Genomic DNA, 17,943 nt, shown 5'->3' with positions numbered 1-17,943 from the left:
GCTTTTGGAAATTATAAAGACTTATGTAATGTGATAACTTTTCGCCGTCCAGACTCCAGCGCCTTATTCCTGCGCAAGCTCGTCGCGACACGATATCGCAAACTTAGACTGTATTCTTCTAATATAAGCGCTTGCGCTTTTGCTCTTTTTCAGCAAATCTTTCTTGTTCAGGAGCGTATTTGATAATTTCCTGGGAAATAATTCGACAAGCATCGACTTTTGTTGTCACAATACCAACTACTTCCTTTAAGGATGCGAAGAGTCTAAAAGCATGATAGAGTAAATACATGAAAAGAAAAATAATTCATTTTTATAAAATACAGAGATAAGAACGAAAGGGGTTCTATAAATGAGTAAAAAAATATTAGTAGTAGATGACGAAAAACCGATTGCAGATATATTGCAATTTAATTTAAAAAAAGAGGGTTACCAAGTATTTTGTGCCTATGATGGCGATGAAGCATTGAAAAAGGTAGAAGAGATACAACCCGATTTAATGTTATTAGATATTATGCTCCCAAATAGAGACGGTATGGAAGTTTGTCGAGAAATAAGGAAAAAATATGACTTCCCTATCATCATGTTAACTGCAAAGGATTCGGAAATCGATAAAGTGCTGGGCTTGGAGCTAGGGGCAGATGACTATGTGACAAAACCATTTAGCACAAGAGAATTAATAGCAAGAGTGAAAGCAAATATGCGAAGACATCAAACAATACATGGCGATTCCGAAGTTACAACGAATGACATCGTAATAGGACCACTTACTATACAACCAGATGCATATTTAGCATTAAAAAGAGATATAACAATTGAACTGACACATCGTGAATTTGAGCTTTTACACTATTTAGCAAAACATGTTGGACAAGTGATGACTCGCGAACATTTATTACAAACAGTATGGGGATATGATTATTTTGGGGATGTTCGAACAGTAGACGTAACTATTCGTCGTCTGCGTGAGAAGATTGAGGATAATCCTAGTCACCCTACTTGGATTGTAACTAGAAGAGGCGTCGGTTACTACTTACGAAACCCTGAACAGGAGTAAACATATGCAAAAGGTTGGTTATTTAAAATCAATTCATATGAAGATTGTTTTTATCTATATATTACTAATAATTATTGCGATGCAAATCATTGGTTTATATTTTGTTCGAGAGTTAGAACAGACCTTAAGAGGGAATTTTCAAACGTCTATATCCGACCGAGTTGGGTTACTAGAGTTTAGTGCAAGAGAAGAAATAATAAAAGTAAGAAATGAAGAAGACCTAACGGTACAACAAAGCCTACGTTCGATTTTATATGGTTTAGACTCATACGACATTAAAGAAGTGCGTGTCATTGATGCAAACTATCAAATTCTTGCAACCTCGGACATTAGCAATCAATCCATTGTTGGACAAAGATCCATGGATGAATCAGTGAAGCTATCTATCACAGCCGCAACTCTGCAGGAGAATATTTCAATCGATTCGGAAACACGTGATCGAATTTGGATTTTAGCAACGCCGATTATCTATCAGGGAGAAGTAATTGGCTCTTTATACATCGAATCGAATATTGAAAATGTATTTGGACAGATGAATGAGATAAACGGGATTCTTGCTGGTGGAACAGCCGTTGCTCTTGCCATTACTATTATTCTTGGTGTATTGATCGCACAAACGATAACTAGACCAATATCCGATATGAGAAAACAAGCGCAGGCTATGGCTAAAGGTAATTTTTCTCGCAAAGTACGTGTGTATGGAAATGATGAAATTGGACAACTAGCTATTGCGTTTAACCATTTAACAAATCGTTTACAAGAAGCGCAATCGACCACCGAGGCAGAGCGTAGAAAGCTTGCATCGGTATTAGCTAATATGACGGATGGCGTTATTGCAACGGATCGAAAAGGAAGAGTTATTCTGATAAATGACCCGGCCATCAGACTATTACGCATTCCGAGAGAGATGGTTTTAAATCGTCCGATAATATCGGTTCTTGGCATTGATTCTGCTCATTCATTTGAAGATTTAATACATTTAAAGGAATCGATGAATTTGGATTTAAGTACACAGGAAAGACCATTTATATTACGTACGAACTTTTCTGTTATTCAAAAAGAAACAGGTTTTGTGAATGGATTAATCGCCGTACTACACGATAATACTGAACAAGAAAAAATAGATATAGAACGAAGAGAATTTGTTGCAAATGTTTCTCATGAACTGCGAACTCCACTAACGACGATGAGCAGTTATTTAGAAGCACTTGCAGATGGTGCATGGAAAGATGATGAAATTGCTCCAACGTTTTTACAAGTAACACAAACTGAAACACAACGGATGATTCGTCTTGTGAATGATTTACTGCAGTTATCTAAAATGGATAGTAGGGACTACGATTTGAACCGAGAGATTGTGAATTTCAACCAATTCTTCAATCGAATCATAGATCGATTTGAACTTTCTAAATCTCAGCATGTTACTTTTCATCGGATGCTGTCAGATACAGCATATTATGTCGATATCGATACAGATAAATTGACACAAGTAATGGATAATATTATTTCCAACGCTATGAAGTACTCACCTGACGGAGGAAATATCCGATTTGGAGTTGCTGTCCAAGAAAATATGATAACGGTAATGATTTCGGATGAAGGTATGGGAATACCTCCTGAAAATGTCAATCGAATTTTTGACCGTTTTTATCGAGTGGATCGTGCAAGAGCAAGGTCAATGGGCGGAACCGGTCTTGGACTTGCTATTGCCCGGGAAATGATAGAAGCACACGGTGGTAGGATTTGGGCAGAAAGTGAAGAAGGATATGGTACGACCATATTCTTTACACTAAAAGTTGAAATGGGCGAGGAAGGTGAGTGGGATTGAAGTACATTGAACAAGTAAAATCAGTTATTTTACTCTTACTCATCCTACTTAGCTTAACACTGACTTTTACGATATGGACGTATTCACCTTCCTATGATCTAAATGAAACACCAGTAGTAGATATTGCAATTGCAGAAAAAAAGAAACTGGAAGATGTAGTGAAACCATATCGACTAATGCTCAGTCAAGAATCGTCATTAAAAGGTTCTGATAATACGCAAATAACCGAAGATGTATTAATGTGGATGAAAAATTGGGAAATTCAAACGGTAGAGCTTTTAAATAATCAAGCAAGTGATCAGCAAATTAATGATTACATAAAAACGCTAAATCGAATTACTTTCTTTTTTCCAGCGGAAGTTCCATTTAAAATATATAACAATATCTTAACCTTTAGTGATTATAATCTACCAAATGCTTCGTTCGATCGGTTAATCGTTGAATGGAGCGAAAACGCTAGTGATAAAATGAATATCTACTTCATTAGTACGACCACTAAAAAAGTTTATATGGCTAACATCGGACAGGCCGATCAAGAAGATTTTATTAGACGCATAAAAAATCAAACGATGGATTTACCAGTGTATAATGAGATAGTGAGGGAAAATCGACTTTCGCTATATGTTTCTACAAGTCCCCAAACTATGTCTAGCTATTCGTATATTGAAGAAGAAATTGCACCGGAGAAATTTAAAAATGCATTATTCACGAATCCGAGCCTCGTTCGTAGTAATCCATTAGGTGTAAGTGGACGGGAATATACGGATGATAGTGCTCTCATGAATGTCGACTATTTATCTAAAAGATTAAGTTATGTGCATCCAGCTTCAGAAAGTGATAAAGTTGGAAAAACGGACGAGCTCATTCAACAAAGTTTGAACTTTATTAATGAGCATAGTGGATGGACAGATGACTATAGATATAGTAGGATAAATAATTCTACAAAACAAGTAAGTTACCAGCTCCATTTTCAGGGAATGCCAGTTTTCAGCAAAGATCCAGAAACCGAGATTAACTTATCTTGGGGAACCAATCGTGTTTATCGGTATATTAGACCGTATTATGCGATAGCTGATGCTCAAAAAGGAAGAGAGATTCAATTGCGGTCTGGACAAGATATATACAACTTGATCCACGCCCTTTATGAAAATAAAGTGCAATCCATAGATGATATTGCAATAGGGTATAACTTGTCACGGAACGGTCAGCAGCCATTACTGAATCTAGAACCTTCGTGGTATTATTTATCGAATGGTTCTTGGACTAGGGTTACTCCGGAACTATTAGGAGGTGGCAAATTTGGATTGGAATAAAACGAAAACGATATTTATAATCGTATTTTCTATTTTAAATGTATTTTTATTTTGGCTTTATTCGGAAAGGTACAATGAGGCGCTGAATGTAAAGGAGCGCATCGATACTCCTATTGAGGAACGACTATTGTCGGATAATATTAAAGTTCCAAAAACAGGATCGTTTATTCAAGAGGCATCTTACGTTTCTGGAAATGTACATCTTTTCAGTGTGGAAGAGTTGGATCAATTAAAAAACCAGACCTCAGAAGTAAAGGATGGTTACGCGCTAATTGGTACATTCAAAGAGTCACTTCCAATAACAAAAGAAAACTCTTTGGAAAAGTTAGTAAAAGAAAATATTATCCGTGGTAATTCATATGGAATGTGGAAAATAGATGAAGAGAAACAATCCGCGACATTTTTTCAAAAAGTAAATGATCGGCTAGTTTACCACAATCAAAATGCACAACTAATCGTATATTGGAATGATGAAAAAGAGCTTATTCGCTACGAGCAAACTGTATTGGATAATCTAGAAGAGTACGATGAATCGAAAAAATTAGTGTCACCTATGTTTGTATATCGAGTTTTGTACTCTAGCTCATTATTAAAAGCTGATTCGACAGTAAAAGATCTTAAACTTGGATATTCCACGTTAGCCACACAAACCGAAACCCAATTAACCCAAGTATTTGTATTTGCACCAACTTGGTATGTACCAGTTGAACTTTCAGACGGGACGGTGGGGGAGCATTTTGTCAATGCAGTAGAAGGAAGTATTAGTGAAATTCCTAAAAAGACGGAACAATCAGAAGTAAAGTAAGGAGTTTTAACAATGAAGTTTAGTGTTTTAGCAAGTGGGAGTAGTGGGAATGCTATTTATGTGGAAAACGAGGAGCATTCTTTTTTAGTAGACGTGGGCTTAAGTGGTAAGAAAATGGAGCAACTTTTTAGTGAGATAGATCGAGATATGAAAAAGTTATCCGGCATTTTTATTACCCATGAGCATAGTGATCATATTAAGGGACTAGGTGTCGTTGCAAGAAAACATGGAATCCCTATTTATGCAAACGAAAAAACATGGCTAGCAATGGATCCCCTTATTGGTAAAGTGCCCATCGAACAACGATTTCAATTTGATATGGAAACAGTTAAAACATTTGGAACGATGGATATCCAGTCCTTTGCAGTCTCACATGATGCGGTAGATCCTATGTTTTATATCTTTCATGAAAATGGCCGTAAACTTGTCTTAATAACGGACACTGGGTACGTTAGCGACAGGATGAAAGGACATATTAAAGGAGCAGATTCATTTGTTTTTGAAAGCAACCACGATGTGAGTATGCTTCAAATGGGACGGTATCCTTGGTCTATTAAAAGAAGAATATTAAGTGATGTAGGACATGTATCCAATGAGGACGCCGCAGTTGCGATGAGTGAAGTGATTGATATCAAAAACACCCATATTTATTTATCCCACTTAAGTAAAGATAATAATATGAAAGATCTTGCACGAATGAGTGTTGAGCAAACATTAAAATCTTGCGGAATCGTTGCAGGAGAATATGTACATCTTCACGATACAGATGCAAATGTTCCAACTGAATTAGTATTGGTCTAAATAGTAAAAGTTCCAAAGTTCCGACTTTGGAACTTTTTTATTTATCTTTCAACCAATTTTCATCTTATTTTAATGTTAGTTGGGTAAATTAACAGTACAAACAGTTATATAAAAGAGAGGAAGATAAATCATGGAACCAAATAATCCATACGGACCACAAGAAGAACCCAAAATAGAAGAGCCGATAGTAAAGAAAAGAGAGCCAAAGAAGGAAAAGAAACGAGGTGTAGCTGGCTACTTCTTTAGTGCATTAGCGGGTGTATTAGTTGGTGCTTTACTTGTATGGTTTTTAGTACCTTCCGTTGTGACAAATTTACCAGCCGACAATGCAACTAATGCTGGTACAAAAACAGAGCAGTTTTCTGTGGATATAACAACAGACGTGACAAGCGCAGTAGAAAAAGCTTCAGCAGCGGTAGTTGGTGTTTCAAATATCCAATCAGTAACGAATTTCTGGAGTCAATCTCAATCGGAACAGGAGGCTGGAACAGGGTCTGGCGTTATTTATAAAAAAGAAAATGGAAAAGCATATGTCATTACGAATCATCATGTTATTAATAATGCACAGGCAGTAGAAGTAACTTTAGTGGATGGAACAAAAGTAGAAGCCAAATTAGTCGGAAGTGACGTATGGACAGACTTGGCAGTTTTAGAGATTGACGATACGGGTGTGGATACAGTTATTGAATTTGGAGATTCAGATGCACTAAAGCAAGGTGAATCCGTTATTGCAATCGGGAACCCACTCGGACTTGAATTCTACGGTTCTGTCACAACAGGTGTTGTATCTGGTAAAGATCGTGCAGTACCTACAGATATAAATGGAGATGGTATAGAAGATTGGCAAGCGGAAGTATTACAAACAGATGCAGCGATTAACCCAGGTAATAGTGGTGGAGCATTGATTAATTTAGCGGGACAACTAGTGGGGATAAATTCGATGAAAATTTCCCAAGCAACAGTGGAAGGTATGGGACTTGCGATACCGGTTAACTCTGCCATTCCAATTATAGAAGACCTGGAGGCAAATGGAAAAGTAAATCGTCCGTCTATGGGGATTACATTGCTTGATGTAACAAATGTACCTGCTTTCCATCAACGCGAAACTTTGAAGTTGCCACCTGAAGTAACAACAGGAGTTGTAGTAGATCAAGTTATAGAAAATACACCAGCGGCTTTAGGAGGTATGAAAGCGTATGATGTCATTGTAGAAATGGATGGTCAAAAAGTAGAAAATACAATTGAGTTGAGAAAACATTTATATAATGAAAAAGAAATTGGTGATGAGTTGAAAGTAAAAGTATATCGCCAAGGTAAATTAGTGGAACTTACGATTACGTTAAAAGAAACGGATACATTATAAACATGTGGATAACTTCAGTTCGTTAATAAAAGATTTACACAACGAGTAGGAAAAGAAATGCTGTTCTTTCCTACTCGTTTTTCATTTGATAAAATAGATTGTGGATAACAATAATTATTTGTGCATAACTTATTAAATTATTTGAAAAATGAAAGGAAGTATAAAATTGAGAATATTCAGTTGCGAAACCCATATAAATCAGGCTTTAGACATGTTCGTTGCGGAACAAAAAACTTTTCCAATGCTTGAAAAATTAAACGAAGAAGAAAAGTTATCCACAAAATGCACGTACTGTGATGTCGCTCCAGTATATGTTGTAGAAAATGAAGAATAAGACACAATATGTAGATAAGTTATGTGGATATGTGCATAAGTTATGTGGATAACTTGTTTGTAAACAGAATGTAAAGGTGGATAACTTGTGAATATACAAATTGTATCGGTAGGGAAGTTAAAAGAGAAATATTTAAAAATGGGGATAGAAGAATACTCGAAGCGACTAAGTAGCTATGCAAAAATTGATTTAGTGGAAGTACCGGACGAAAAGGCACCAGAAAATTTAAGTGATGCTGACATGGAAATTGTGAAGAAAAAAGAAGGAGATCGTATTCTTTCGAAAATCGGAGCAGATACATATGTAATTGCGCTTGCGATTGAAGGAAAAATGAAGTCATCTGAACAGCTTGCCAGTGATTTAGAGTCGTTAATGACATATGGACGAAGCAAAATTGCTTTTGTTATTGGTGGATCTCTTGGCTTGCATGATGATGTGATGAAACGTTCAGATGAAAAGTTGTCATTTAGTAAAATGACTTTGCCCCATCAGTTGATGAAGCTGGTGTTGGTGGAGCAGATTTATCGTGCTTTTCGGATAATAAAGAATGAACCTTACCATAAGTAGTAAAAGCTTTATGGTAGTACCAAGGAGTAAACATTTATCCCTTTTCATAATACCGGAATTTTTGTAGCATACGATACATTGTAATTGAAGAAGAAATAAAAAGAATAGTGAACGGTGTATGTTCACTATTCTTTTTTGTATAACTAAAGGTTAGATATTATAGGTGGAATGGACAGAATAGTGTTTAGTTAACTCAGCACTTAACTCCCATAGTTGGTCCATAGCATCTTTATTATTAGCATATGTGGGGTAAACGCTGGAACCTAACACTCGTTTTACTTGTTTGAAAAAACCTGGATATTCATTTGGTGTCACTTGCATAACTTCCAATTTATCGTTGAAAAGCTTTCCGGTTACATGTTGAAATGTATCCGAGGTACATATATCATAATAGTTATTTGCCATATAGGAAGTTGGTGGAATAAATAAATTTTGCATCCACGCGATAGGTCGCCACCAAGGTTTGACTTTTTTTATTGTTCGTTTTGACATTTTTGCCCCATTGATTTGTATTGCATTTACTTTGATTCCATCATCCTTAAATATTTCAGCCATTCTAAATGTGAGCATCAATAATGCCATTTTAGATTGGCAATACATTTTATACACTCTATGGGGTCTACTATCCTTGAATTCACCCTGTAAGTTATCAAAAATTATTTTTGTTTTCAAGTCAAAGAAATGCTTAATGATATTACTACCTGCATGTAGGATTCTAGGGTCATCTGATTTTTTTAGATGATCTTTTAATAATGTCGTCATCAAATAGGGACCAAATACATTTGTAGCAAAAGTTAGTTCAATAAGATCAGGGCTCAGTTGATATTTTTCCCCATGGTTAAAATAAGCGGCGTTATGGATTAAGATGTCCACTTTTTCATATTTAATTTTGTATTCGGAGCAAAATGTAAGGATGGAGTTAAAAGAAGACATATCCACTTGCATTAAATCGACATTTTTATTTTTGGATAATTCGACAATTTCTTTTTGAACAGTTTTACTAAACTCCATATCTCTACAAGCCATGACAATGTTGTATCCCTTTGTGGCAAATTTAAGCGCTGCGGCTCTACCAATTCCAGAATTGGCACCTGTAATAATAACATATCTTTTTTGCATAAACCCTTTCCTCCTCTATAATTATCACGCTAGCGATCCACTCTTTCTTAAACGAGCGGCAGCGATAACATCTGCTGCTATGCTGTCTAAAGCATCGATCAACTTCTCATCATCACAATCCTCTGGAAGTAATTTATTGGCTGCCATAACAGAGAGACCAGTTTGGAACGTTTGCATTTTAAATAAAATCGTCTTCAATTCTTCATCAGAAAAAAAAGACAACATAGGATCCTTTTTCATTTGTTCAATAACCATGGAAATGTTTTCGTTCTCATATTTCATATGCTGGTTATTTCTAATTATCAAATCTCTATAAAGCACACTATATTCCTTCGCAAACCTAAGACTAGCAATTCCAATATCTCGAAATGGGTGGCCTGAATTTTCTTCCTCTAGCAACTTTCTTGAAATCTCAAATGTTTTTTTTATTACTTCCTGAGTCAGTTCATCGACATTGTTAAAGTTTACATAAATGGGTGCAATGGAGCTTCCTAGTTTTTGAGCTACGCTTCTAATGGTGATAGAATCCAATCCTTTTTCTCTAGCGAGTTCGAATGCTGCGATTATTATTTCCTGCTTAGTAAATTTTTGCTTCGGTGCCATGGTTAAGTCTCTCCTCTACCAATATATGCAGTGATATGTATCAAGTGATATATAATTATCTTATTCAATTAGGTAGGGGTTTTAGTACCGAATTTCGAAAAATGGTATAATTTTAGTAATACGCTATATCGAAGGAGACCGGCAGTATGAAGAAACTTTATATAAAGCAAAAAGTATTTAGTCTGGGTGGCAAATTTACGATAAAGGATCAACAAGAGAAGGACGTTTATTATGTGGAGGGCAGTTTTATGCAAATTCCAAAGACCTTCTCCATTATGGATACAACAAGAAAGGAAATTGCGCTCATCACAAAAAAGGTGTTCAGTTTTTTACCGAAGTTTTTTGTTGAAGTAAATGGTCTTGAGGTATTAACTATTAAGAAGGAATTTTCCTTCTTTAAAGCACGTTATACGATTGATGCGGCAGGCATTGAGGTAAATGGAAACTGGTGGGATATGGATTTTCAAGTGTTGCAACATGGTGAAGTCATCGGTGAAGTGAGCAAAGAGTGGTTCACTTGGGGTGATAGCTACAAAGTTCAAGTATTGGATGAAGAGATGGAGGGCGTCATCATTGCGCTCGTTGTCGCAATTGATTGTGTCAAGGCTGACCAAGCATCTGCTTCCTCAGCAGCGACGATGTAAGATAGAGAAGTACAATGTAAAGTGCTGACGGTTCTCTCTAAAAGCCAAAACAAAATCATCAAAAAAGCAGGAAATCACGAATGGATTCCCTGCTTTTTCTGTTTCCTAGATCTAAAAATATTACTACCAAGTTCATTAAATATGATGGCTACAAGTATAATAGCCGTACCTAACCATTGAAGTGGCGTTACCTTTTCAGACAAAATAATGCTAGCCGATAGTATTGCGATAGGTAATTCAATGGATGTTAATATATTTGCGATTCCTCCTGATACCAATGGTGCACCCGCTGCGAAGAATAGTGGTGGAAGGACGGCTCCAAATAACGAAACTCCGATGGCTGTAGTTAACAGGTTTTTCTCTAAAGGAAGTACCGATGGGATGTCCTGCATGAATAAGACAAACACTAAAATGGCTGATCCCGTTACCATCAAAGAACTCCGAATCCATGGATCCACATCGACAGCGACCTTTCCGCTGAAAAAAATAAATCCCGCATAAGTGAATGCCGATAGAATACCATATACAAAACCTTTCAAAGGAAGACCTTGTATGTCTCCATTTAAAACATTTGAAGCAAAAAAGACCCCTACTAGGATCAAGAAAATGGATAGTATTGTAATAGGAGCAGGTTTTATTTTACTGAAAATCCATTCTAAAATAATCCCTATCCAAACAAATTGGAACATTAAAATGATGGCCAATGAAGCGGGCAAATATTGCATCGAACCATAATAGAAAATACTTGTTAAACCGATAAAACAACCGGTAATCATTATTTGAAGAACTTTCTTCTTATTAAGTCCTTTGAAGCTAGAGCGTTTCAATAGAGTAAAAGACCATAATAATATAAAGGAAATCGACATTTGAACGATATTAATTTGGCCAAGTGAGTAGCCGTAGCTAAATCCCAATTTAGCAAATATCGGTGTAAAACCAAAAAACGAAGCACCTAATAATATAAATAAAATACCTTTATTAAGTTTCATGATGAGACCTCCTTGGTGCTAAAGTACAACTAGACTATTATATCATAAATAAGCGGAGGATTGGCTGTCTCTATCCTAAATGGTGTATAAGAGTCAACAATTATTGAAACAACTACTGACATTGCAGGGCGGGTTGAAGTGCAACAAACACCTAAATTCTCCATTGATTCGACGGCCTCTTATAAGATTTCTACTAAAGTGTCACGTTTCGCTTCTTGATGTTAGCTGACCGAACAGTCCATAGTAAGCTTAATAAAATCATTAGAAAAATAAAAAGCCGACCTTCTGATGAACAGATGATCGGCTTTTATAATAAAATTATTTCGCAGTGTAACCACCATCAACGTGAATTGTTGTACCTGTAACGAAGTCGTTTTCTGCTAAGAAGACAACTGCGTGAGCGATTTCTTCTGGGTTACCAAGACGACCGATTGGGTGTTTTGCGACTAAACCATCATAGAAATCACCTAGTGCTTCTTTGTTTACTAAACCTGATTCAATGAAGCCAGGAGCAACTGCATTTACACGGATGTTGCGATCTGCATACTCTAATGCAACAGATTTAGTAATTAAGTTTACGGCACCTTTACTTGCTGCGTACGGGATAGACGTCGGTTCACCAACTGTACCTAAAATAGAAGATGTATTGATGATTGCACCACCACCCGTTTTCAACATTTCACGAAGGGCATATTTAATACCGTAGAATACGCCATCTTGGTTAACAGCGATAACACGCTTGTATTCTTCGTCTGTTAATTCATGCGTAGGTTTTTGAATACCGATACCGGCATTGTTGAAAATAACATCTAATTGACCAAATGTATCAACCGCTGTTTTTACAGCATTTTCAACTGATTGTTCATCTGCAACATTTGTTTGCACGAATAGTACGTTTTCGTGCTTTTCTTTCAATTGTTGTTCTACTGCTTTACCGGCTTCCTCGTTGTAATCTGCAATGACAACTTTTGCGCCTTTGTCTAAAAATGCTTTTACAGTTGCTAAACCAATACCTGAAGCCCCACCTGTTACAACTGCTACTTTATCTTGTAAGTTTGTCATCATGTATCCCTCCGATAATTTTAAATAATGTAACAATTTAATTGTAATCCTATTTTAAAATACCTTCAATTAAAGTGTCTTGGATGTGAGATATATTATATTTAAAGTTTTTTAGCTAGTCCCTCTATTTCTTCTGCTACCAACGATAAATTATGCATTGCATTCGAAATTTCATTTATAAAGTCGAATTGCTGGTTAGAAATACGGTTTGTTTCATTGACAATATTTTTAACCTGTTCCACGCTTGTTTTTAACGGATCCATTAATGGGTGGATTTCTATAACTTATTCAGCGCTTAAATCAGGAAGTTTTGTAATTTCTTTAGCAACCACACTAAATCTCTTTCCATGTTCAAAAGATGGTGTTGCTTCAATACCCGGATTAAATCCGAGAATTTGTGTATTTTTTGCTAAAATATAAGTAACAAAGACTATAATTAAATGTAAATTGAAGTTTCGGGAGTGTAGTTTAAAATGAATGAAATAATTCTAAAAAAATTGATGGAAATCGAGGAAAAGTATCAAGTAAAGGTTCTATATGCTGTCGAATCCGGGAGCCGTGCTTGGGGCTTTCCTTCAAAAGACAGTGATTACGATGTTCGATTTATTTATATTCATCAGCCGCAGTGGTATCTTTCTATTGATCCACAAGGAATTGGTGCTAAGAGAGATGTAATTGAGGTGCCAATCAATGATCTACTAGATATAAGTGGTTGGGAAATTACAAAGGCTTTGCGTTTATTTAGAAAGAGTAATCCCCCCCTTTTGGAATGGATGCGAAGTAATATTATTTATTTTCAAAAGTATTCATTTATAGATAAATTACGATCATTAGAATCTGAAGTTTTTTACCCAAATGCAAGCTTGTACCACTACTTAAACATGGCGAAAAATAATTATCGAGAATATTTGCAAGGCTCGGAAGTGAAAATAAAGAAATATTTCTATGTACTGCGACCTGTACTGGCATGCAAGTGGATTGAGGAACATAAAACCGTACCACCAATTGACTTTCAGGAATTATTACAAGCGATGATTTTGGAAGGTTACTTAAAAAAAGAGATTGAACATCTTCTAGAACGAAAGATTATAGGAGATGAATTAGATATTGAACCACGAATTCAAGTAATAAATGATTTCTTAGAAAGTGAAATGATCCGTCTTGAAGAGTACATACAAACTCTCTCAATAGAAATTGAAGACCCGACGAAAAAATTGGATAATTTGTTTAGAGATATATTAAAAGAAGTATGGGGATAAAAAAAGAAAATAATGTCAAATGATGAAATTTATTGTGGTAATTTTCCCCTGTTATAGTTTTGTTTCAAGCATATTACTAAAGTAATTAGAAGGAAGCCTTTTATCCCTACTAATTTAAAAATGTTTATTACACATGTAATGAAATTGTAAAAATCCTTCCATATATTAAGTGGTGAATTACTATACGAAACTACTTACCATGAATATATACAGAACTGGAAGGATTGATTGGATGTTTAAAAAAGTAGGGAAAGTTGCTATTGCATCACTTGTTTCTATATCTTTATTATTACCAATGAGCGCTATGGCAGCTAGTTCATATTCAGTAGCTAAAGGGGATTCCCTTTGGAAAATTGCGGTCAAAACACAAACGGGAGTTCAAGAATTAATCGAAGCAAACCCACAACTCGCAAATCCGAATCTTATCTACCCTGGACAAAAGATTAATGTTCCTACAAAAGAACAAGCTAATATAGAGCAAGAAGTAATCAAACTTGTAAATATAGAAAGAGCAAATGCTGGACTACCAGCATTGAAAAGTGATTGGGAGCTTGCAAGAGTGGCAGAGGCCAAGTCTCAAGACATGCATGATAAGAAATATTTCAATCATACAAGTCCAGCGTATGGTTCACCATTTACAATGATGAAAAACTATGGCATTACATATAAATCAGCCGCAGAAAACATTGCAAAAGGTCAAAAAACTGCAGCTGAAGTAGTGAAAGCATGGATGAACAGCGAAGGCCATAGAGCGAATATCCTTAGTAAAAACTTCACGCATATTGGAGTTGGGTATGTGAAGGACGGTCATTACTGGACGCAAATGTTTATACAAAAATAAGTGCAAGGGTAAATATTATGCATACAATGCTTAAAATCATTCAAACTAAACACACTATCAGTACTACTCGAATACGATGTCTAATGGGAAATACCTTATAGCTAGGAGTACGATAGTGTGAAAAGATGGATTGTTGCAGTATTTGTTTTATGTTCCATAGGACTGTCAGGGTGTCTAGAAAAAAGTAAAGAATTAGAAACAAATGAAGATGAACAGATACAACCGTTGGAGGAGCTAAAAACTCCCGTAACCTATAACGAAGAAACTGAAAAGGAAACAAAGCCTTTAGTTGTAAATATCGTCGATCCAAATACATTAGATATAATTAAAACCTTATCCCCACAAGATTTAGGGTATGAAACAGATTTTGAAACATATAAAAAGGAAATTGAACAATTAGCTAATGAATTGGCAAGAGGTACAGAAGCAGAAGTTGGTTATGACAAGAGAATGGTTCTTGATAAAATGGGCGAAGACGGTCAGATTATTAAAGGAAGCCCGAGAATTATTTTAAAAGAGAGTGAATTGGTAGATAGCATTTTGGAGGCATCAATTAATGGTAACAACGTTAAAATTCCCTTGTATGTAACAGAAAGTAATTATTACGTGGAAGATATTCCTCATTTAGAGAACGTATTAATTGCCTCTTATACAACTCATTTTAATACCACGGATGTAGACAGAAACAAGAATATTGAACTTTCAGCAAAGGCTATTGATAATGTTGTCGTTGGAAGTGGGGATATTTTCTCGTTTAATATGATGACGGGACCGAGAGATGCAGAAAATGGCTACCAACCTGCGCCGGAGATTATAAATAAGAAACTTGTCATGGGTATCGGTGGAGGTGTTTGCCAAACTTCCTCCACACTTTTTAATGTAGTAGATCAACTACCAGTAAAATATGTGGAAAGACATCATCATTCATTAGACGTGGGCTACGTACCAAAAGGAAGAGATGCAACTGTTTCTTATGGTTCATTAGATTTCCGATTTCAAAATACAAGTGGGGCACCTTTTCTAGTAAAAGCAATCTATGGGAATGGTTTTCTTACAATAGAAGTAAGGACCTCCGAGAAATATGAAGATACTCTCACTGCAGAGTGAGTCTGTAAAGAAAATAGGAAAGCACATCAATGTCTAAAATTGATGTGCTTTTTAATGTTATTCTGTAACGCCTTTTTTCATAATAAAACTCATATGCCGTCCACTTTGTTTGTCTTGTCGGTAAGAGAATCCATTCGGGCTCAAAAACGTACAAGTTCGATCGATTATTATTTGCTCAGATGGGATTCCTGCTAACTCACATTGCTTTTTCACGGTTAACTGGTTGTCAATGTGGTATTTGTTCGTTTCGTTCTTGTAATAAATATAATCATCGGCATAGCCAAGGCCTTTAAATTTAACATATACATCTTCATCTACTTCAAATTTTTCTTGGCTAAGGGCTGCACCAAGTTGCACGTGTATATCACTTGGATTACACTGTTCTATTTGTGTTAAATGTTCAAAAAGTTTCAAGGTAATCTCTTTGACGGTACCTTGCCAGCCAGAATGGATTACACCAACGAGACCCGTTGATTCATTGTAAAAAATCACAGGGACACAGTCAGCAGTGAAGCTGCATAATAATATATTTGGCTCATACGTATACAAGGCGTCTGTATCGGCAATAGCGGTATCCATTCGATCAGCGCCTCGTCCTTTGTCATCTAGCGTTACTCGGTGAAAATTAGCGCTATGTGTTTGATTGGCACAAACGAAGGTTTCTAGCTCGCAATGCAAGGATGTGGCTAATTTCTTACGGTTTTCTAATACATTATTTAGATTTTCGCATACATGTAGCGCCATGTTGTTGTTCTCGAGTTCTTTACTATTTTTCAAGCTCATTCCTGCAACAAACTTCTCATTGTTTAAGTATATTTTTGTTTTCATTTCATCACCTAATTTAAATATATAGTAGTACAGAGAAAAAGATAAATAAAAAGGACCTCAAATAGTGTAGATGAGGTCCAAATCAATTTATTATATTTTATAAAAAATAAAATACTGCCGAGATAAAGATTCCTGTTATTAACATGATTATTAATCCATAGCCCATGATATCCTTTGCTTTTAACCCTGCAATTGCTAAGGCTGGCAATGCATAAAACGGTTGAATCATATTGGTCCATGCATCTCCCCATGCAACAGCCATTGCTGTTTTTGGTAAAGAAACTCCTAAATCTCGCGCAGCTTCTAACATAACAGGAGCTTGAACGGCCCACTGACCACCACCGGAAGGAACGAAGAAGTTTACAAGCCCTGCACTCCATAATGTAAGCATGTGGAATGTATTCTCATTAGAAATGGATATAAATGCATCAGATAATACACTTGCAAGCCCTGAAGCAGTTACTATACCCATTAAGCCAGCGTAAAATGGGAATTGGATAATAATGCCGGTTGCACTTTTTACAGAGTTCGTAACAGCTTCTAAAAATAGTTTTGGTGTTTTGTGTAATAGTATCCCAATGATTAGGAATAGGAAATTAATGATATTAAGATTAATAGAAAGTCCGTTAGTAGCGATATAATACCCTAAAAAGGCAAGACCTAATAAACCAATTAGCAAAGAAAGTATTTTACTATTTTCTAAACGATCAGCTGGTGTCATGTCAACATTTTCTACAGTTGCTGCAGGCATAGCATCTGCATCTTCTAATAGACTTCGATCGATAATAAAAGCTTGTTCTTTTGTTGGAGTCATAAATCGATTGATAATAGGAACTATAATGATTAATCCAATAACAATAATTAAATTAAATGATGAAAAAAGAGTTTGACTAGTTGGTACAACGCCTATAAGGTGTTCTGTAAAGTGATCAGGTGTAGCGATGGTTAATGCGATGGATGATGAAAGGCCACCACTCCATATGATAAATCCACTATAGGCACTAGCAACTAACAATCGATAGTCAACACCATCTACCTTTTTAGCAATTTCTCTTGCTAGTAATGCCCCTATAATTAGACCAAATCCCCAGTTAATCCAACACGCGACTAGCGCTACAACGGTAACAAGAATAATTGCTTGTCCTGGTGATTTTGGTACACTTGCTAAGTTTCCTAATAGCTTCTTAAAAAATGGACTACTGGCCATAACATGTCCTGTTACTACTATAAAAACCATTTGCATAGAGAATGTTAACAGGCTCCAAAAACCATCTCCCCAAAAACTTAATAATTGAACAGGTGTGCTAGGTGTTAGTAATAGAGCAAGTCCTCCAACGAGGAAAGTAAGTATAACTACAAGTACATATGGGTCAGGCATGTATCGTTGCATCAACTTGTTTGAAAATGAAATCATTACTTTCATGTT

Annotated in this window: 19 protein-coding genes; 12 read left to right on the top strand and 7 right to left on the bottom strand. The window is 35.9% G+C overall.

Annotated elements, in window-relative coordinates; genetic code table 11:
- The first annotated feature begins 349 nt into the window (after positions 1–349).
- From yycF to rlmH, 8 genes are all read left to right on the top strand, one after another.
- Positions 350–1,054: a response regulator YycF gene (yycF, locus tag BMZ04_RS18530; RefSeq protein WP_093275403.1), complete on the top strand. Its 705-nt coding sequence runs from the start codon at positions 350–352 to the stop codon at positions 1,052–1,054.
- Between the two features lie 4 nt (positions 1,055–1,058).
- Positions 1,059–2,882 (top strand): cell wall metabolism sensor histidine kinase WalK, encoded by a 1,824-nt coding sequence (gene walK / locus BMZ04_RS18525; protein WP_093275400.1) that lies wholly within the window; start codon positions 1,059–1,061, stop codon positions 2,880–2,882.
- Complete coding sequence (locus tag BMZ04_RS18520) at positions 2,879–4,195, top strand: YycH family regulatory protein (RefSeq protein WP_177184500.1); 1,317 nt, start codon at positions 2,879–2,881, stop codon at positions 4,193–4,195. Before walK ends, BMZ04_RS18520 begins: the two co-directional genes overlap by 4 nt.
- Positions 4,182–5,000 carry a two-component system regulatory protein YycI gene (locus BMZ04_RS18515; RefSeq protein WP_177184499.1) on the top strand — a complete coding sequence of 273 codons (819 nt, stop codon included), beginning with the start codon at positions 4,182–4,184 and terminating at the stop codon, positions 4,998–5,000. The genes BMZ04_RS18520 and BMZ04_RS18515 overlap by 14 nt, the downstream gene beginning before the upstream one ends.
- Before the next feature lie 12 nt (positions 5,001–5,012).
- Entirely contained in the window at positions 5,013–5,801 is a 789-nt protein-coding gene (locus BMZ04_RS18510; protein ID WP_093275386.1) for an MBL fold metallo-hydrolase, read from the top strand.
- A 130-nt stretch (positions 5,802–5,931) separates the two neighbouring features.
- Complete coding sequence (locus BMZ04_RS18505; protein WP_093275379.1) at positions 5,932–7,164, top strand: S1C family serine protease; 1,233 nt, start codon at positions 5,932–5,934, stop codon at positions 7,162–7,164.
- 166 nt (positions 7,165–7,330) lie between these two features.
- Positions 7,331–7,498, top strand: a complete 168-nt coding sequence (locus BMZ04_RS18500; RefSeq protein ID WP_093275375.1) for a CxxH/CxxC protein — start codon at positions 7,331–7,333, stop codon at positions 7,496–7,498.
- Between the two features lie 87 nt (positions 7,499–7,585).
- Entirely contained in the window at positions 7,586–8,065 is a 480-nt protein-coding gene (gene rlmH, locus BMZ04_RS18495; RefSeq protein ID WP_093275370.1) for a 23S rRNA (pseudouridine(1915)-N(3))-methyltransferase RlmH, read from the top strand.
- A gap of 150 nt (positions 8,066–8,215) precedes the next feature.
- Here the strand turns inward: rlmH and BMZ04_RS18490 are convergent, their stop codons facing one another.
- On the bottom strand, positions 8,216–9,184 hold the full coding sequence (locus tag BMZ04_RS18490) for an SDR family NAD(P)-dependent oxidoreductase (RefSeq protein WP_093275361.1): 969 nt from the start codon (positions 9,182–9,184) through the stop codon (positions 8,216–8,218).
- 24 nt (positions 9,185–9,208) lie between these two features.
- Positions 9,209–9,787 (bottom strand): TetR/AcrR family transcriptional regulator, encoded by a 579-nt coding sequence (locus BMZ04_RS18485; RefSeq protein WP_093275356.1) that lies wholly within the window; start codon positions 9,785–9,787, stop codon positions 9,209–9,211.
- A 146-nt stretch (positions 9,788–9,933) separates the two neighbouring features.
- Here BMZ04_RS18485 and BMZ04_RS18480 point away from each other — a divergent pair, with 146 nt between their 5' ends.
- Positions 9,934–10,431 (top strand): LURP-one-related/scramblase family protein, encoded by a 498-nt coding sequence (locus BMZ04_RS18480; RefSeq protein WP_093275351.1) that lies wholly within the window; start codon positions 9,934–9,936, stop codon positions 10,429–10,431.
- A 74-nt stretch (positions 10,432–10,505) separates the two neighbouring features.
- On the opposite strand, the gene BMZ04_RS18475 is transcribed toward BMZ04_RS18480, so the two are convergent.
- From BMZ04_RS18475 to BMZ04_RS22510, 3 genes are all read right to left on the bottom strand, one after another.
- Positions 10,506–11,420 carry an EamA family transporter gene (locus tag BMZ04_RS18475; RefSeq protein ID WP_093275346.1) on the bottom strand — a complete coding sequence of 305 codons (915 nt, stop codon included), beginning with the start codon at positions 11,418–11,420 and terminating at the stop codon, positions 10,506–10,508.
- Positions 11,421–11,738: 318 nt separating this feature from the next.
- On the bottom strand, positions 11,739–12,482 hold the full coding sequence (locus tag BMZ04_RS18470) for an SDR family NAD(P)-dependent oxidoreductase (RefSeq protein WP_093275339.1): 744 nt from the start codon (positions 12,480–12,482) through the stop codon (positions 11,739–11,741).
- A 101-nt stretch (positions 12,483–12,583) separates the two neighbouring features.
- Positions 12,584–12,724 (bottom strand): hypothetical protein, encoded by a 141-nt coding sequence (locus BMZ04_RS22510; protein WP_177184498.1) that lies wholly within the window; start codon positions 12,722–12,724, stop codon positions 12,584–12,586.
- 231 nt (positions 12,725–12,955) lie between these two features.
- On the opposite strand from BMZ04_RS22510, the gene BMZ04_RS18465 reads away from it, so the two are divergent.
- From BMZ04_RS18465 to BMZ04_RS18455, 3 genes are all read left to right on the top strand, one after another.
- Positions 12,956–13,741, top strand: coding sequence for a nucleotidyltransferase domain-containing protein (locus tag BMZ04_RS18465; protein WP_093275334.1), 786 nt, complete (start codon positions 12,956–12,958; stop codon positions 13,739–13,741).
- Between the two features lie 232 nt (positions 13,742–13,973).
- The gene (safA, locus tag BMZ04_RS18460; protein WP_093275329.1) at positions 13,974–14,582 is read left to right on the top strand and encodes a SafA/ExsA family spore coat assembly protein; all 609 of its coding nucleotides are present in this window, start codon (positions 13,974–13,976) and stop codon (positions 14,580–14,582) included.
- A 117-nt stretch (positions 14,583–14,699) separates the two neighbouring features.
- Positions 14,700–15,689, top strand: a complete 990-nt coding sequence (locus tag BMZ04_RS18455) for a VanW family protein (RefSeq protein WP_093275324.1) — start codon at positions 14,700–14,702, stop codon at positions 15,687–15,689.
- Positions 15,690–15,746: 57 nt separating this feature from the next.
- On the opposite strand, the gene pgeF is transcribed toward BMZ04_RS18455, so the two are convergent.
- Both pgeF and BMZ04_RS18445 read right to left on the bottom strand, forming a co-directional pair.
- Positions 15,747–16,517, bottom strand: coding sequence for a peptidoglycan editing factor PgeF (pgeF, locus tag BMZ04_RS18450; RefSeq protein WP_093275320.1), 771 nt, complete (start codon positions 16,515–16,517; stop codon positions 15,747–15,749).
- A 97-nt stretch (positions 16,518–16,614) separates the two neighbouring features.
- Positions 16,615–17,940 (bottom strand): short-chain fatty acid transporter, encoded by a 1,326-nt coding sequence (locus BMZ04_RS18445; protein ID WP_093275316.1) that lies wholly within the window; start codon positions 17,938–17,940, stop codon positions 16,615–16,617.
- Positions 17,941–17,943 lie beyond the last annotated feature (3 nt).

The sequence above is a fragment of the Psychrobacillus sp. OK032 genome, from assembly GCF_900111345.1.
Lineage (GTDB): Bacteria > Bacillota > Bacilli > Bacillales_A > Planococcaceae > Psychrobacillus.
This window is presented reverse-complemented; position numbering and strand designations above follow the sequence as displayed.

Excerpts from the sequence above, each read along its gene's own strand:
- yycF (WP_093275403.1), top strand. The coding sequence starts at position 350 with ATGAGTAAAAAAATATTAGTAGTAGATGACGAAAAACCGATTGCAGAT.
- walK (WP_093275400.1), top strand. The coding sequence starts at position 1,059 with ATGCAAAAGGTTGGTTATTTAAAATCAATTCATATGAAGATTGTTTTT.
- BMZ04_RS18465 (WP_093275334.1), top strand. The coding sequence starts at position 12,956 with ATGAATGAAATAATTCTAAAAAAATTGATGGAAATCGAGGAAAAGTAT.
- BMZ04_RS18490 (WP_093275361.1), bottom strand. The coding sequence starts at position 9,184 with ATGCAAAAAAGATATGTTATTATTACAGGTGCCAATTCTGGAATTGGT.
- BMZ04_RS18445 (WP_093275316.1), bottom strand. The coding sequence starts at position 17,940 with ATGAAAGTAATGATTTCATTTTCAAACAAGTTGATGCAACGATACATG.
- safA (WP_093275329.1), top strand. The coding sequence starts at position 13,974 with ATGTTTAAAAAAGTAGGGAAAGTTGCTATTGCATCACTTGTTTCTATA.
- BMZ04_RS18510 (WP_093275386.1), top strand. The coding sequence starts at position 5,013 with ATGAAGTTTAGTGTTTTAGCAAGTGGGAGTAGTGGGAATGCTATTTAT.
- pgeF (WP_093275320.1), bottom strand. The coding sequence starts at position 16,517 with ATGAAAACAAAAATATACTTAAACAATGAGAAGTTTGTTGCAGGAATG.
- BMZ04_RS18480 (WP_093275351.1), top strand. The coding sequence starts at position 9,934 with ATGAAGAAACTTTATATAAAGCAAAAAGTATTTAGTCTGGGTGGCAAA.
- BMZ04_RS18505 (WP_093275379.1), top strand. The coding sequence starts at position 5,932 with ATGGAACCAAATAATCCATACGGACCACAAGAAGAACCCAAAATAGAA.
- BMZ04_RS18475 (WP_093275346.1), bottom strand. The coding sequence starts at position 11,420 with ATGAAACTTAATAAAGGTATTTTATTTATATTATTAGGTGCTTCGTTT.
- BMZ04_RS18485 (WP_093275356.1), bottom strand. The coding sequence starts at position 9,787 with ATGGCACCGAAGCAAAAATTTACTAAGCAGGAAATAATAATCGCAGCA.
- BMZ04_RS18470 (WP_093275339.1), bottom strand. The coding sequence starts at position 12,482 with ATGACAAACTTACAAGATAAAGTAGCAGTTGTAACAGGTGGGGCTTCA.